Here is a 14,361-nt window from a genome sequence, read left to right as displayed (position 1 = left end):
CGTTATTGTCAGCCCAATGCAAACTCTGCAACAAATTGCCAGTTAACCAAATACATTTCTCAAACTCATTTGGATTCTGCTAAATATTTTAGGATTTTTGCATTTTGGAAGTAGTTCATGGTTGATAGTTAATGGTTCATAGCCGGAATGCTATTTGCTATCGTCAGTAAATCATCAAATACCACCCAAAATTCGCATAGTTTTAGTGTAAGTACCACCATGAACTATGATCTATGAACAATGAACTACATGAAAGAAGCAGATAAAGATCCTCAAAAACATATTATTATAAAGGGAGCAAGGGTGCATAACCTGAAAAACCTGGATGTTGCCATACCCAAAAACAAACTTGTTGTGGTTACAGGCATGTCGGGTTCGGGTAAATCATCGCTTGCTTTTGATACTTTGTACGCCGAGGGGCAGCGCCGGTATGTGGAGAGCTTATCATCCTACGCGCGCCAGTTTTTGGGCAGGATGAACAAGCCTGATGTTGATTATATAAAAGGAATAGCCCCGGCAATAGCAATCGAGCAAAAGGTAATCACTTCAAACCCGCGCTCAACAGTTGGCACCTCCACTGAGATCTATGATTACCTTAAATTACTTTTCTCGCGGATCGGCAAAACCATTTCGCCAATATCAGGCGGCGTCGTTAAAAAGGATTCGGTTACCGACGTGATCAATTTCATTATGACCCTGCCTGCCGAAACGCAGGTTACTATATTATGCCCCTTATATCCGCATAACAACCGCAGCTTAAAGGAAGAGCTGGCGGTGCTGATGCAAAAGGGGTTTGTTCGTGTGGAATTCCGTGGCAAGCTTTCAAAAATTGAAGACCTGCTGGAGGATATGAGCATTGTGGATGATGGCAGCTGGTTAGTGGAAGAGGTGGGAGCTGAAAGCGTAAAGCCGAAAGCTAAAAGCAAAAAGGCAAAAGCGGAAGTTGCAGAGCCTGAAGTTGAAATTTCTGGACCTGCGTCTAAAATCATCACTACCGTTCGCATAGTTATCGACCGTATTTCTAAAAATGATGAAGATGAAACGGTAAGTCGTTTAGGCGATTCTATCCAAACCGCCTTTTTTGAGGGCAAGGGCGACTGCTATGTACGTTACCGCGAACCGGATGCAGAAGACGAAACTGAACGCTTCTTCTGCGACAGGTTTGAATTGGATGGGATTCGCTTCGAAGAACCTACGCCAAACTTTTTCAGCTTTAACAACCCTTATGGCGCTTGCAAACGCTGTGAGGGTTACGGAAAGGTTATAGGTATTGATGAGGACCTGGTGATCCCTGATAAAAGCAAAAGTGTTTACGAGGGCGCAATAGCCCCATGGCGTGGTGAAAAAATGCGCGAGTGGAACGATGTGCTGGTAAAACACGCATTGAAGTTCGACTTTCCTATCCACCGCCAGTATAACCAGCTTACCGAGAAGCAACAACAGTTGTTATGGACCGGCAACGGCTTTTTTCGTGGGTTGAACGAGTTCTTTAAAGAGATGGAGGAGCAGACATACAAAATTCAGTACAGGGTTTTGCTATCGCGATACAGGGGGAAAACAACCTGCCCGGAATGTAAAGGCAGCCGTTTAAGGCAGGATGCCAGCTACGTAAAGATCAACGAAAAATCAATCACCGATGTGGTATTGATGGCGTTGGATAAGGCGCTTGATTTCTTTCAAACAATTCAGCTCAACGAAACAGACACCAAAGTGGGTAAGCGCCTGCTGATGGAAATAACCAACCGCCTGTTGTTTTTAAACGATGTTGGTTTGAGCTATTTAACCCTTAATCGCTTATCGAATACATTATCGGGCGGTGAATCACAAAGGATCAACCTGGCTACCTCTTTAGGCAGCAGTTTGGTAGGCTCGGTTTACGTATTGGACGAGCCGAGCATCGGCCTGCACCCGAGGGATACACAACGATTGATCGGCGTGCTTAAATCCCTGCGTGACGTTGGCAACACCGTTTTGGTGGTTGAACACGAGGAGGAAATAATGAAGGCCGCCGATCATATTATCGACATTGGGCCGGAAGCCGGGACACATGGTGGTAATTTGATATTCAGCGGCACATACGACGAAATCATAAAGGATGAGAATAGCCTTACAGGTCGTTACCTAAGCGGCAAAGAAGAAATTGCTATCCCAAAAAGCCGCCGTAAATGGAACGATTTTATCGAGATAAAAGGTGGCCGGGAAAACAACCTGCAACATGTAAATGCCAAATTTCCGTTGGGGATTTTAACCGTAGTTACCGGGGTATCCGGCTCGGGTAAAACCAGCTTGGTAAAACGCATTCTTGCTCCTGCCCTGCAAAAAGTACTTGGTAATTATAACGGTGAACAAACCGGCGCATACGACAGCATTGAGGGCGACTACCAGAAAATTGAACAGGTTGAAATGGTGGATCAAAACCCCATCGGTCGTTCATCACGCTCAAACCCGGTTACTTATGTAAAGGCCTGGGACGAGATCAGGAACCTGTATGCTGCCTTACCTGTTGCAAAGGCCGCCGGTTTAAAACCATCGGCATTCTCATTTAACGTAGAGGGCGGCCGTTGCGATGTTTGCCAGGGCGAGGGTGAAGTAAAAATAGAGATGCAGTTTATGGCCGACATTTTCCTTACCTGCGAGACCTGTGGCGGTAAACGCTTTAAGCAACACATTTTGGATGTTACGTACCAGGATAAAAATGTATCGGATGTATTGAGCATGACCATTGAGGAAGGCCTGGAATTTTTCGCGAAGGAGCCGAAGATCATTGCCAAAATAAAGCCGTTGATGGATGTGGGTTTGGGCTACGTGCAATTGGGACAATCATCAAACACCCTATCCGGTGGTGAGGCGCAACGGATCAAGCTGGCGTCATTCCTGGTTAAAGGCAATAACACACATAAAACGCTTTTCATTTTTGATGAGCCAACAACGGGGCTTCATTTTGCAGATATTAAAAAGCTACTGAAGTCATTCGATGCATTGCTTGATCATGGCAATACCATTATTGTTATAGAGCATAACATGGATGTAATTAAATGCGCCGATTGGGTAATAGATATCGGCCCTGAAGGCGGCGACCGTGGTGGTAAAGTTGTGTTTGAAGGATTACCGGAGAATTTAATTAAGGAAAAGGATTCTTATACCGGGAAGTTTTTGAAGGAAAGGTTTTCGTAGAGCTGCGGTATTATTTGCATTGCCGTACAAAAAAGGTGAGAAATTGTTCCTTTGTTATTCTAAAGCCTTACGCTATATAATCGCTTTACCGGCGACCTTTTATTTTTTAATAAGTATTAAACCTTCGAGGGTTTCACGTGTCAGTGATCTGGTATTTTGTTGTTTAATAAACCGATCAATAATATACGTTTAAACTGTCCGTTTTACATCCTGTAACTTATCACGAAATGAAAACCTTTACTCAGCCTTTCAAACAGAATTTTTTAAAAATTTCTTTTTTATTATTAATCTTATTTTCAACAGCCTGTAAAAAGGACCTTGACCCACTTATGCCAGCCTCTAAAAAAGCTATCGTTTTTTTTGGGGGACAGGATGGTAACTTTTATGCGCTTAATGCCCAAACTGGCGATCTGGTCTGGAAATACCATTCAGATGGTAATTTTTCTTATTCAGCACCGGCACTCGAAGATAGTACATTATATTCCACCAATACTGATCATAACCTTTATGCACTTAGCGCCATCACAGGTGCGTTAAAATGGAAGTTTACTACTGCGAGCTCTGTAATATCCAGTCCTGCCGTAGTTAATAACATTGTCTATTTTGGCAGCGATGACCATTATATATATGCTGTAGATGCAGTTTCAGGTAATTTGAAGTGGAAATACCTCACCTTTCAAAACGTGGATTCGAGCCCGGTAGTTGCAAATGGCGTAGTATATATTGGCAGTGCCGATGGAAATCTTTATGCCCTGGATGCATTAACCGGGAACTTAAAATGGAAATATGACACTGGCAGCATAATAGTTGAAGCAATCCCTGTTATTTCAAATGATGTCGTATTTATAGGAAATAGGAATGGCTATTTAAATGCTATAAACGCCACTAATGGTCAATTAAAATGGACATTTAGTGCGGATGGCATTTCGCTTGAACAAGCCAAGCCATCTGTCAATAACGGGGTGATCTACCTGGCAAGTTGGTATAACGTTAATGGACCTAATCAACCTGGTTCTCTGTTTGCCATTAAAGAAAGTGATGGAAGCCAGATCTGGAAGGCCCTGAATGGGCAGGGCTTTACATCAAGTCCGGTTTATGCTGATGGAAAAGTATTTATAAACAGCGATGATCTGAATATCTATGCAGTTGATGCTGCTACCGGGAACGAGGCCTGGAAAAAATCTATTGTTGCGAATGGCGCCGTACCTACCGTTGCAAATGGTAAAGTATATGCAGGCGGCGGTGGATCAAATGCTTTTTACGTGTTAGATTCTGCTACCGGCAATGAAAGCTGGAAATTAGCATTGACTAATTGCATTGATACCTCGAAACCGTTGATTGTAAGCGAAAAATAAGCGTTACAAATTGTGATGGACTATTTCACCGATTAAAATGGATGATTACACCGATTGCTTTCTCAATCGGTGTAATCATCCCCAAAATCAGTGTAATCTAAAAATGATACCTGACAAAGGCCTCCATAGCTTCATATTCCGCCATGCCGAGTTTGTCATAAGCCCTTGCAGTTTCTCTTGTACGATCCTCTGCCCTTACTACAAAGGCCTCCATAGCTTCATATTCCGCCATGCCGAGTTTGTCATAAGCCCTTGCAGTTTCTCTTGTACGATCCTCTGCCCTTACCCAGAACTCCCTGGCATCATCACCCGGGAATACCGGCCTGTCCTTTTGGCTCTGGTGCTTGAAGATGGCATTCCTTTTCCTGATCACTTCCTGTGGTGAAAGCGGTACGGCCATCTCTATCTCGTAGGTCTCAAACTCCAGCCATGCACCACGGTACATCCATACCCAGCAGTCCTTTACCCAGTCTTCTGTTTCGCTTAGTTTTCTCAGTGCTGCTATAATGATGTTGAAGCATACCAGGTGAGTACCGTTCGGGTCGGCAAAGTCACCCGCTGCAAATACCTGCTGTGGTTTTACTTTTTGCAATAGCTCCATCGTGAGCCTGATATCTTCCTCGCCTGCTGAGTTCTTCTTGATCTTCCCGGTTTCATAAAACGGCAACGCCATAAAGTGGATATGGTCGTCTGCTAAGCCTGCATATCTTGCTCCTGAAATGGCTTCTGTCTTCCTGATAAATCCCTTTACATCCCTGATCTCTTTGGTGTCAACCTGGTTAGGCTGCTTGGTAGGGATAAAAGCTCGCATATCTTCATAGGTTTTGATCAGCTTTGTATTGTCTTCGCCTATGCTCTTTGAAAAGTCTATCGCAAATTCAACAAATCGAAGTACGTCATCATCCCAAACTGCGGTATTCCCCGAGGTTTGGTAGGCTACATGCACATCATGCCCCTGGTCAACCAGCCTGATGAATGTACCACCCATCGAGATCACGTCATCATCGGGGTGCGGTGAAAAGATGATCGAGCGTTTTCTAGCAGGCAATGCACGTTCCGGCCTTTGGCTGTCGTCGGCATCCGGCTTGCCACCCGGCCAGCCGGTGATGGTATGCTGTAGTTGATTAAAAATATCTATGTTGATGTTGTATACAGGTCCCTGCTCTACGGCAAGCTGTGCCATGCCGTGGTTATTGTAGTCTTCTTCGGTAAGTTTTAGTATCGGCTTGTTCAGGTTATCTGCCAGCCAGATCACTGCTTTCTTTTTCAGTGTGTTTTCCCATACACAATCCTTTACCAGCCATGGGGTATTGAACCTTGTTAATGAAGAGGCAGCCGGTTCATCCAGCACAAATTCCACATGATCCGACAATTGCAGGTATGTTGCAGGTACCTCGCCCGAGATCTCTCCTTCTACTGCCTTTTTGATGATCGGTGCCTTCTTCCCGCTCCAGGCCATCAGGATGATCTCCTTGGCCTTGAAGATCGTGCCTACACCCATCGTGATAGCTTTGGTGGGTACGTTTTGCTTGCCGCCGAAATCACGGGAAGCATCGTTACGGGTAAGGTCGTCAAGGGTTACCAGTCTTGTTCCCGAGTTGGGGGCAGAGCCCGGCTCATTGAAGCCGATGTGACCGGTTCGGCCGATCCCTAAGATTTGCAGGTCCAGGCCCCCAAGTGCCGTGATCTTTTTTTCGTAGTCCAGGCAAAAGGCCGCTACCGCGTCCTGGTCCAGGGTACCATCAGGGATGTGTACATTTGCTTTATCTATATCTACATGGCTGAACAGGTTCTCGTTCATGAACGTTACATAGCTCTGGGCTGCATCGGGCTGCATCGGGTAGTATTCGTCCAAATTGAAGGTGATCACGCTTTTAAAGCTTAAGCCTTCCTGCTTGTGCTGGCGCACCAGTTCGGCATAAACGCCAATCGGGGTTACACCAGTTGCAAGGCCCAATACCGTCTTTTCGCCTTTTGCTGTTTTGTCTTTTATCAGCTTTGCTATCCGCTGCGCTACTGCTACTGACGCTGTCTTTTGATCTGCGTATACCGTTACCGGCAATTTCTCGTATCGCGTCTCTTCTAATAAATTTAATCGGGCCATTTTTACTGACGCTGTCTTTTGATCTGCGTATACCGTTACCGGCAATTTCTCGTATCGCGTCTCTTCTAATAAATTTAATCGGGCCATTTTGTGCTTTTTTGTTAGTCCAAAACCTGGAGATAAAAGCCTGTAATGTGGCTCATTACAGACTTATAACTAAAGACTTAGACCTGAAATTGGTGAAAACAAATATATAGGTTTAGCATGTTGATTTATTAATAAAAAACACGCAATCGTTTGCGGAAATATTAAACCGCTACGAAAAGCCTTTTTGATGCGAATTCCTTTTTGAGTAATTTGAGCCCATGTTAGCACTTAACAAAAACCTGCAGCGACTTGTAAATATCGCCCAAAAAGAAGAAAAATTGGGCATCGGCTTAATGTCGGGCACATCACTTGATGGGTTGGATATTGCCCTTTGCAGGTTTACAGGCAGCGGACTGCAAACCAAATTTAAGTTGCTCAACTTTATCACTATCCCTTACCAGGAAGATTTTAAAAAAGACGTACAACAGGTGTTTGCGCGCAAGGAGGCCAGCCTTGAAAAAGTTTGCCTGCTTAACGAATATATCGGAACCTTTCATGCGGAGCTGATATTACAGGCACTAAGCGAATGGAATATAAAGCCGAACGAAGTCGACTTTATCGCCAGCCACGGACAAACCATATACCACGCACCTAAAAGCCAACATCGGCAACCGGGCTATCCAAATGCTACGCTTCAAATTGGCGATGGCGACCATATCGCTGTTAAAACAGGGATTATAACGATCAGCGATTTCAGGCAAAAGCATATTGCAGCAGGCGGCGAGGGCGCCCCACTGGCTTTATATGGCGACGTTTTGCTGGGCAGCAAAGCCGGCGAAAACAGGATTCTGCTGAATATCGGCGGGATTGCCAATCTTACTTATTTGCCAGGCGATGGCAATTACGCTAATATTTTATGCACAGACATTGGCCCGGGCAACACCCTGATTGATGCTGCTTGTCGGAAATATTTTGACCGGCCTTATGATGAGGATTCAAAAATCGCGTTGTCAGGAACAGTAAATGAAGATCTATTAAACGCCTTGCTTGATCACCCTTTTTTCAATGAAGCCGCCCCAAAAACTACAGGGCCGGAATTATTCAACCTGGCATTTGTTGAGGCAGCTCAACAACGGTCGGGCACCTTACCCATCAGCAATGAAGATCTGATAAGTACCTTAAGCGAGTTTACCGTTAAATCAATCGCAAATTTTATATCGGAGAACTTTAAGGCTGATCACGTTAAAATATTCACCAGTGGCGGCGGGGCACGCAATATTTATATCATCGAAAATTTAAAAAAGGCATTACCACAGGCAGCTATTACAGGCACAGGAGAGTTAGGCATTGATCCGGATGCAAAAGAGGCTATTCTTTTTGCATTGCTAGGCAACGAAACGCTTTGCGGCGAACCGATGGCAATAGGGAATAATCCTGCTGTATTGATGGGAAAGATTAGTTTTCCTTTGTAAACCAACTGGGTACATAAAGATGTCCCACCGGGCAATGGGTGCTTGATTATCAGCTATTTTATTATTGCTTTAAAATGAATAGACTGATAATCAGCATGTTTCACAGCGTTCCACGTGTTCCACCTATAAAAATGGAACACATGGAACACCTTGCCGACGCTGATCCGCAAACTTGCATTTCGCATTAACAGACTAGTTTATCAATAGCTTATATCCCCGCCCGTGAACATTGATGATCTCAACAGATGGATCATCCCTCAGGTACTTCCTGATCTTACTCAAAAAGACGTCCATGCTGCGACCATTAAAATAGTTATCGTCGTGCCAGATGTTCAATAAGGCTTCCTCGCGGGTTAATACCTCGTTTTTGCGGATACAAAGCAGGCGCAATAATTCGGCCTCTTTGGTCGACAGCTTTTGCTGGGTATCACCAATGGAGATAAGTTGAGAAGTATAATCAAAGGTGTAGCGACCAAGCTTAAAGGTGGTTTGTTTTTCCTCCTCATGCTTTTCCGAATTACTGGTGCGCTTAAGCAGTGCGTTTATCCGGAGCAACAGCTCCTCGATGCGGAAAGGTTTTGTGATGTAATCGTCTCCCCCTAAATTAAATGCCTGGGTTTTATCTTCAATCATTCCCTTTGCTGTTGCAAAAATAATCGGGACATGGGCATTGATCTTCCGGATATCCTTACCCAATGTAAAGCCATCCTTTTTAGGCATCATCACATCCAGGATCAGCAGGTCGAATGTGTGTTTGGTAAACGTGCGTAAACCCTCCTCCCCGTCCTTGCATAAAATAACATCAAACTTCCCCTTTAGCTGCAGGTAATCCTGTAACAGTAAGCCTAAATTCGGATCGTCCTCAACCAGCAGTATTTTTTTCATGTTTTTTTTAGTCCGGAAAGTCGGGAAAGTCCGAAAGTCCGGAAGCGTATTATTTAAGGTTTGTCAGTCGTATTATTATAATTTAAAATCCGAAATCGAACATACGATTTCCGAAACCCATCCTCACGCCGCCTGGAACTTTAATTCAAATTCCGATCCTTTTTCCTTTTCCGATTTTACGCTGATAATCCCGTTAAGTCGTTTTACAACAGTGTTCACATAGCTAAGGCCGAGGCCAAAACCTTTAACATCATGCAGGTTCCCGGTTGGGATGCGATAAAACTGTTCAAAGATCTTGGTTTGCTGATCGCGGCTCATACCTACACCCTTATCGGCCACCTTAATCACCACCTGCCCGTTTTTGTTAAGCGTGCTTATGGTAATTTCAGGGTGATCAATGCTGTATTTAATAGCATTATCTATCAGGTTATAAATTACATTCGAAAAATGGAGCTCGTCGGCACTAATTATTGCATTTTCGGCATCAAGCTGCAGCGTTATTACAGCGTTGTTTTTTTGCAGTTTAAGTTCCATACTGTCAACCACAACAGCAATCATATCGTTAACATCAAGCGGTTTTTTCTCCAGCTTAAAGTCGTTTTTCTCTATCCGGGCAATGTTAAGCACCCTTTCTATATGGCTGCCAAGTCGCTCATTCTCCTCGTAAATAATATTCGCGAGGCGAGCTACCCGGCTTCTGTCCTGTGCAATTTCATTGTCTTTTAAAGCTTCGCTGGCAATCATTATGGTTGATACAGGAGTTTTAAACTCGTGGGTCATGTTATTAATGAAATCGGTTTTCATTTCAGAAACCTTCTTTTGCCTTAAGATAGAGAATATGGTATAGCCAAAGCAAAGGATCAGCACCAGTAACAATCCCCCTGTTGTAGCCATTGAGGCAGTCATCTTGTTTAATATTAGGGTGTTTTTTTGCGGGAATGCTACGCGGATAAGCCCCGGATCGTTAATCACTTCCTTGCTGAATATAAGGGTTTGATAAGGGGTTCCGTCATCAAATGTTGGCCTGCTGCCAGTCATGTCATTCGCCTTTGAAAATATCAGCGAGTCCTTATTGGCCATTGTAACTTCATAGCTAAATGGCAGATTGATGCCTTTGTTGTGCAGCTCAAACCTTAATAAAGTATCAATCCAATACGGATCAACGCGCAATCTTAAAGGCTCACCATATTTACCATATTCTTCCGCCAAATTTTCAATAACCGTTGATTTGGTTTGCGGAGTATTTTGCAGCGAATCATTTTCCAGTAACTTTCTAACCTCAACAAGTTGCCTTTCCTTTAATTTCCTGTCCTGTTCACGCGCCCATATCGGGTTAATATGCGTTTCAGTTATAATTTGCTTGCCAAACTGGGGGTCGCTGTAAATAAAGCGTACGGTATCAAATTTATGCAGTCTGTGGTTTTTCTTTGATCCCTGGAATAACGGGTTGCGCACCAGTACCGGCGTCATGCGCCGTTGAATAACACCGGTTTCGTCGGTAAATTCTTCAAATTGCAATTGAAGATCATACTTGCCACCTTGTGTAAGCTTAGCGTACTCATCGTCAAGCTTCTTGCTCAATATCAGCCGTTGCAGGCTGTCGCGTAATATGGATAGTTTCTTGTCGCGATAGGTAAGTCTTTTTTTTGAGATCCCCTTATTAAGGGTTGCATTAATTGTCCCGTTGTCAATAACGGTTTTATTGGCCCAAATCAGGTTTTGATTATTACGTTCGCGGGTTTTCCTGTTTAAAAAGTCGAGTGCATCCTTGCGGGTAACTTTTGCAACAACATTATTTAAAGCCTCATTAACAGAACGGTCAAAGAGTTCAGACTGTAATTGGTACGATTGCTTAAGAAAGTATAATTGCATGGTTACTACGCCCAAAAGCGCAAAACCCATCAAGCCGATAATAAGTGCAATACTCCTTTTTTTCATCGTAACAACAAAAATATTTTAAATAAGCTCATATATTTTGCTTTTAACAAAATTTAACAATTTATAACCACTAAATAACATATTGACGTCTAGTTGTTTGCTACATTTGGAATGCAAAATAAACCTCGTACATGTAACTTTGATGTGCGCAAATAATAATTAGAACCCATTAAAGTTAATTAACTTAAATAACATACCCCACCATGAAAAAGCTTTTAGTAAAACCCGGCTTCGAATTAATTTTCTCAGTTAGTTTTATGGCGATACTCTGTCTGCCGCCCATGTTGCTTGCCCAAAACAAAATTAAGAAGGATATGGACATCCAGATCCTGAATGGCGACACTACCGTTAACGGTAAAAACATAAAACAGTTGTCTGCTGCCGACAGGCAGGATGCATTAACAGACATCAATAACCTGCACAATCCCGCTAAAGGAAAAGTCTTCTTCTTTAAACACATAGATACTACCGGCGGAAAAATAAATCATGTTGAAATCAGGAGAAGAGATGGCCGGAACGACCAGGTTTCAATAGCCGAAAATTTTGTGTTTAGAGATAGCCTTGGCAACGCTGTTGAAAGACGGCCAAGGGTAATGGCACGCAGATGGGAGATCAGAGGCGACAACAACGATGGAGGCCCCGGCATGGGAAGAGGTGCTGACCGCAGGACGATGGGCCCAATGGCGAGGTTTGACCGTAAGAACAGCCAGAACTTTGAATATGTGAACACCGATAACGATGGTGTAGCCACCCGGGTAAGCTTCCACGTTTCTGAAGCATCAGACGATGATTTAAAAAGAATGCCTTATGTTGAAGGGCCTAAATTTGAAATTAAAGACCTGAACCTGGTGCCACAGTTTTCGAGCGGAAAAGTATTACTGATGTTTAACCTGCTTTCAAAAACCCCGGCTGAAGTTAAGCTGAGCGACAGTGAAGGCAAATTCCTGTGGAGCGAGAAGGCTGTTAACGGAACATTCAGCAAAAGCTTTGCCTTAGGACTTAATGGTATTTACTACCTGCAAATCAAGCAAGGTAAGAGCATTTCATTAAAGAAGATAATGAAAGAAGAATAGTTGGCAGTGAGCAGTTTTCGGTTGGCAGTCAAACTTCAAAACACAGAAAAGCCATTTCGTGATCGAAATGGCTTTTCTTATTCTTCTTACTGCTAACTGCCTACCGACAACTGCTTAGATTAGAAAGGCAAATCATCCTCATCAGGCGTAGCGCTGATATCGGCTGGCGGGGCATATTCAGGGGTTGCTGCAGCACCGGCACCGGCCAATACGTTTATTTTCCAAAGCTGCATAGAGTTGAAATAGCTCTTTTTGCCTGTTTTATCGGTCCATGGGCGGCCCTTTAAGTTGAAGAAAACTTCAACGTCATCACCTACCTTAGTATTATCTAATAAGTTGCAGCGATCCTGTATCGCTTCAAATTTTAAGTATTCCGGATACTGAGGATTCTCAATATATTCAAGTATCAATTCTCTTTTTTTCAGTGAATCTGTAACCTGCGTGGTTGGTCCCACTTCGTGTACTTTACCCTTAACTTCCATAATTTCAAAATTAAAAATGTAAAGTTAATAGATAAGAAATAAAATCGGGTGTATTTAATTCATAAATTCGCAAAATATCATGCAAGTTTTCCACACTGAAAATAAAATCATCATAACCTGTAATAAGAGGTTATCGCCCTACCTGCAACAGGAGGTTGAAGAACTGGGCTTTAAACCCGTTCGCGTTTTTCAAACCGGCATCGAACTTTTGGGCACCGTAACAGACTGTATAGCCTTAAATTTAAATTTACGCTGTGCCAGCCAGGTTTTATATTTAATAAAAAGCTTTAATGCCGATGACCCCAAACAGTTGTATGACGAGCTGGTTCAGATTGAATGGGAAAACCTGATCGATTTTTCGGGATATTTCTCCGTTACTTCAACTGTAAATAACGAACATATCCTTACACCGCTTTTTGCAAATGTTAAGGTAAAGGACGCAATTGTCGACCGGATCAAATCTGTTAAAGGCATCAGGCCGAACTCAGGTGCCGAAGCTAATAAAACGGTTGTTCACCTTTACTGGCAGGATAATGAGGCCGATATATTTTTAGATACATCGGGCGAAACACTGGCAAAACATAGCTATCGTAAAATTCCCGGTAAGGCACCAATGCTTGAGGCACTTGCGGCATCAACCATAATGGCTACCCGCTGGGACAGGAAAAGCACGTTTATTAATCCTATGTGCGGATCGGGCACGCTGGCAATTGAGGCTGCATTACTTGCTACCGATAAATGCCCCGGCCTGTTCAGAATGAACTATGGCTTTATGCACATAATGGGTTACGACGAAACCGTGTTTTTTACCGAAAGAAGAAAATTAAAGGACAAAGCAAAGAAGGAAACCGGCTTTAAGATCATCGCTACAGATATCTCTGAAGATGCGGTTGACATCGCCCAAAAGAACGCAAAAACGGCCGGCGTAGAACATTTGATTGATTTTAGCGTTTGTGACTTTGCAGACACGCCGGTACCGGAAGAGCCCGGTATTGTAATGTTTAACCCGGAATACGGCGAGCGCCTTGGTGTGCACAACAAGCTTGAAGCCACTTACAAGCGCGTTGGCGACTTTATGAAGACCAATTGTTTGGGTTACCGTGGTTATGTTTTTACCGGCAACCCCGACCTTGCAAAGGTAATCGGTCTGCGTGCAGCCCGCAAAATTGAGTTTTACAATGGCAAGCTTGATTGCCGACTGTTAGAGTACGAACTTTACGAAGGCAGCAAAAGAGAGCCGAAAGTTTAGTTTTGGGTTGATTGGGTTAGACTGGGTTGATTAAGTTAAACCCGGATTGCCAGTCAATTTTATTTAAGGATTTACAATATGAAAAGGATCGCAATATCAATAATAGCTCTTTTAATAACGGTTAGCTGCTTTGCGCAGGAAAGGACAATATTCCCCTTCCAGGGCGGCAAGGAGGCTATGACCGGTTTTTTTAGAGATAGTGTCGTGGTTGGCCAGAATATCATCCATAAAAGGGCGACCGGTGTGGTTATTTTAAAGTTCTCGGCAGATTTGCAGGGAAACGTGAGCCAAACCATTATTTATTATGCCGATGATGCAATTTTGGTAACACCTATTATTGAGGCTATTAAAAAGTCAAACCATAAATGGATCATCCCGAACCGGGAAAAGAGCCATGATTATATCATTTCGGTTAATATCCGCTATAATTTACCCGACACCGATGATAGTGCAATTGTAAAGGCCGCTATGGAAAACTATCGTAATAAACGCCCTATATTCTCAAATAACCAGGTGCCCCTTGGTTTGGCTACCCTTTTGCCTGCCGTAACAATTAATTACGATATTATGTAGTGCTTAGGGGCTTGCCTGCTTTTTCGTGG

Annotated in this window: 10 protein-coding genes; 6 read left to right on the top strand and 4 right to left on the bottom strand. The window is 43.4% G+C overall.

All coding sequences use genetic code 11. The features are described from left to right. Positions 1 to 249 precede the first annotated feature (249 nt). Positions 250 to 3,174 (top strand): excinuclease ABC subunit UvrA, encoded by a 2,925-nt coding sequence (uvrA, locus tag KXD93_RS08485; RefSeq protein WP_258136866.1) that lies wholly within the window; start codon positions 250 to 252, stop codon positions 3,172 to 3,174. A gap of 227 nt (positions 3,175 to 3,401) precedes the next feature. Then, complete coding sequence (locus KXD93_RS08480) at positions 3,402 to 4,529, top strand: outer membrane protein assembly factor BamB family protein (RefSeq protein WP_258136586.1); 1,128 nt, start codon at positions 3,402 to 3,404, stop codon at positions 4,527 to 4,529. Between the two features lie 97 nt (positions 4,530 to 4,626). Here KXD93_RS08480 and nagB read toward each other — a convergent pair whose 3' ends face one another. Further along, positions 4,627 to 6,633, bottom strand: coding sequence for a glucosamine-6-phosphate deaminase (nagB, locus tag KXD93_RS08475; RefSeq protein WP_373417354.1), 2,007 nt, complete (start codon positions 6,631 to 6,633; stop codon positions 4,627 to 4,629). Positions 6,634 to 6,938: 305 nt separating this feature from the next. On the opposite strand from nagB, the gene KXD93_RS08470 reads away from it, so the two are divergent. Then, positions 6,939 to 8,132, top strand: coding sequence for an anhydro-N-acetylmuramic acid kinase (locus tag KXD93_RS08470; RefSeq protein WP_258136584.1), 1,194 nt, complete (start codon positions 6,939 to 6,941; stop codon positions 8,130 to 8,132). A 192-nt stretch (positions 8,133 to 8,324) separates the two neighbouring features. Here KXD93_RS08470 and KXD93_RS08465 read toward each other — a convergent pair whose 3' ends face one another. Further along, positions 8,325 to 9,017: a response regulator transcription factor gene (locus KXD93_RS08465; RefSeq protein WP_258136583.1), complete on the bottom strand. Its 693-nt coding sequence runs from the start codon at positions 9,015 to 9,017 to the stop codon at positions 8,325 to 8,327. A 123-nt stretch (positions 9,018 to 9,140) separates the two neighbouring features. Then, entirely contained in the window at positions 9,141 to 10,955 is a 1,815-nt protein-coding gene (locus tag KXD93_RS08460) for a sensor histidine kinase (RefSeq protein ID WP_258136581.1), read from the bottom strand. Between the two features lie 203 nt (positions 10,956 to 11,158). Here KXD93_RS08460 and KXD93_RS08455 point away from each other — a divergent pair, with 203 nt between their 5' ends. Next, complete coding sequence (locus KXD93_RS08455; RefSeq protein ID WP_258136580.1) at positions 11,159 to 12,028, top strand: T9SS type A sorting domain-containing protein; 870 nt, start codon at positions 11,159 to 11,161, stop codon at positions 12,026 to 12,028. 119 nt (positions 12,029 to 12,147) lie between these two features. On the opposite strand, the gene KXD93_RS08450 is transcribed toward KXD93_RS08455, so the two are convergent. Continuing rightward, positions 12,148 to 12,510 carry a DUF3127 domain-containing protein gene (locus tag KXD93_RS08450; RefSeq protein ID WP_258136579.1) on the bottom strand — a complete coding sequence of 121 codons (363 nt, stop codon included), beginning with the start codon at positions 12,508 to 12,510 and terminating at the stop codon, positions 12,148 to 12,150. Between the two features lie 79 nt (positions 12,511 to 12,589). On the opposite strand from KXD93_RS08450, the gene KXD93_RS08445 reads away from it, so the two are divergent. Then, the gene (locus KXD93_RS08445) at positions 12,590 to 13,759 is read left to right on the top strand and encodes a THUMP domain-containing class I SAM-dependent RNA methyltransferase (RefSeq protein WP_258136578.1); all 1,170 of its coding nucleotides are present in this window, start codon (positions 12,590 to 12,592) and stop codon (positions 13,757 to 13,759) included. 78 nt (positions 13,760 to 13,837) lie between these two features. Beyond that, entirely contained in the window at positions 13,838 to 14,332 is a 495-nt protein-coding gene (locus tag KXD93_RS08440) for a hypothetical protein (RefSeq protein WP_258136576.1), read from the top strand. Positions 14,333 to 14,361: the final 29 nt, after the last annotated feature.

It is taken from the genome of Mucilaginibacter phenanthrenivorans (genome assembly GCF_024721155.1).
In the GTDB taxonomy this organism is placed as follows: Bacteria; Bacteroidota; Bacteroidia; order Sphingobacteriales; family Sphingobacteriaceae; genus Mucilaginibacter; species Mucilaginibacter phenanthrenivorans.
The sequence above is the reverse complement of the archived record's forward strand: the minus strand, read 5'-3'. Positions and strand labels throughout refer to the sequence as shown.

What these genes read in the sequence shown, in the direction of transcription:
- KXD93_RS08465 (WP_258136583.1), bottom strand. Translation starts at nt 9,017, where the DNA reads ATGAAAAAAATACTGCTGGTTGAGGACGATCCGAATTTAGGCTTACTG.
- KXD93_RS08450 (WP_258136579.1), bottom strand. Translation starts at nt 12,510, where the DNA reads ATGGAAGTTAAGGGTAAAGTACACGAAGTGGGACCAACCACGCAGGTT.
- KXD93_RS08480 (WP_258136586.1), top strand. Translation starts at nt 3,402, where the DNA reads ATGAAAACCTTTACTCAGCCTTTCAAACAGAATTTTTTAAAAATTTCT.
- KXD93_RS08455 (WP_258136580.1), top strand. Translation starts at nt 11,159, where the DNA reads ATGAAAAAGCTTTTAGTAAAACCCGGCTTCGAATTAATTTTCTCAGTT.
- nagB (WP_373417354.1), bottom strand. Translation starts at nt 6,633, where the DNA reads ATGGCCCGATTAAATTTATTAGAAGAGACGCGATACGAGAAATTGCCG.
- KXD93_RS08440 (WP_258136576.1), top strand. Translation starts at nt 13,838, where the DNA reads ATGAAAAGGATCGCAATATCAATAATAGCTCTTTTAATAACGGTTAGC.
- KXD93_RS08460 (WP_258136581.1), bottom strand. Translation starts at nt 10,955, where the DNA reads ATGAAAAAAAGGAGTATTGCACTTATTATCGGCTTGATGGGTTTTGCG.
- KXD93_RS08445 (WP_258136578.1), top strand. Translation starts at nt 12,590, where the DNA reads ATGCAAGTTTTCCACACTGAAAATAAAATCATCATAACCTGTAATAAG.
- KXD93_RS08470 (WP_258136584.1), top strand. Translation starts at nt 6,939, where the DNA reads ATGTTAGCACTTAACAAAAACCTGCAGCGACTTGTAAATATCGCCCAA.
- uvrA (WP_258136866.1), top strand. Translation starts at nt 250, where the DNA reads ATGAAAGAAGCAGATAAAGATCCTCAAAAACATATTATTATAAAGGGA.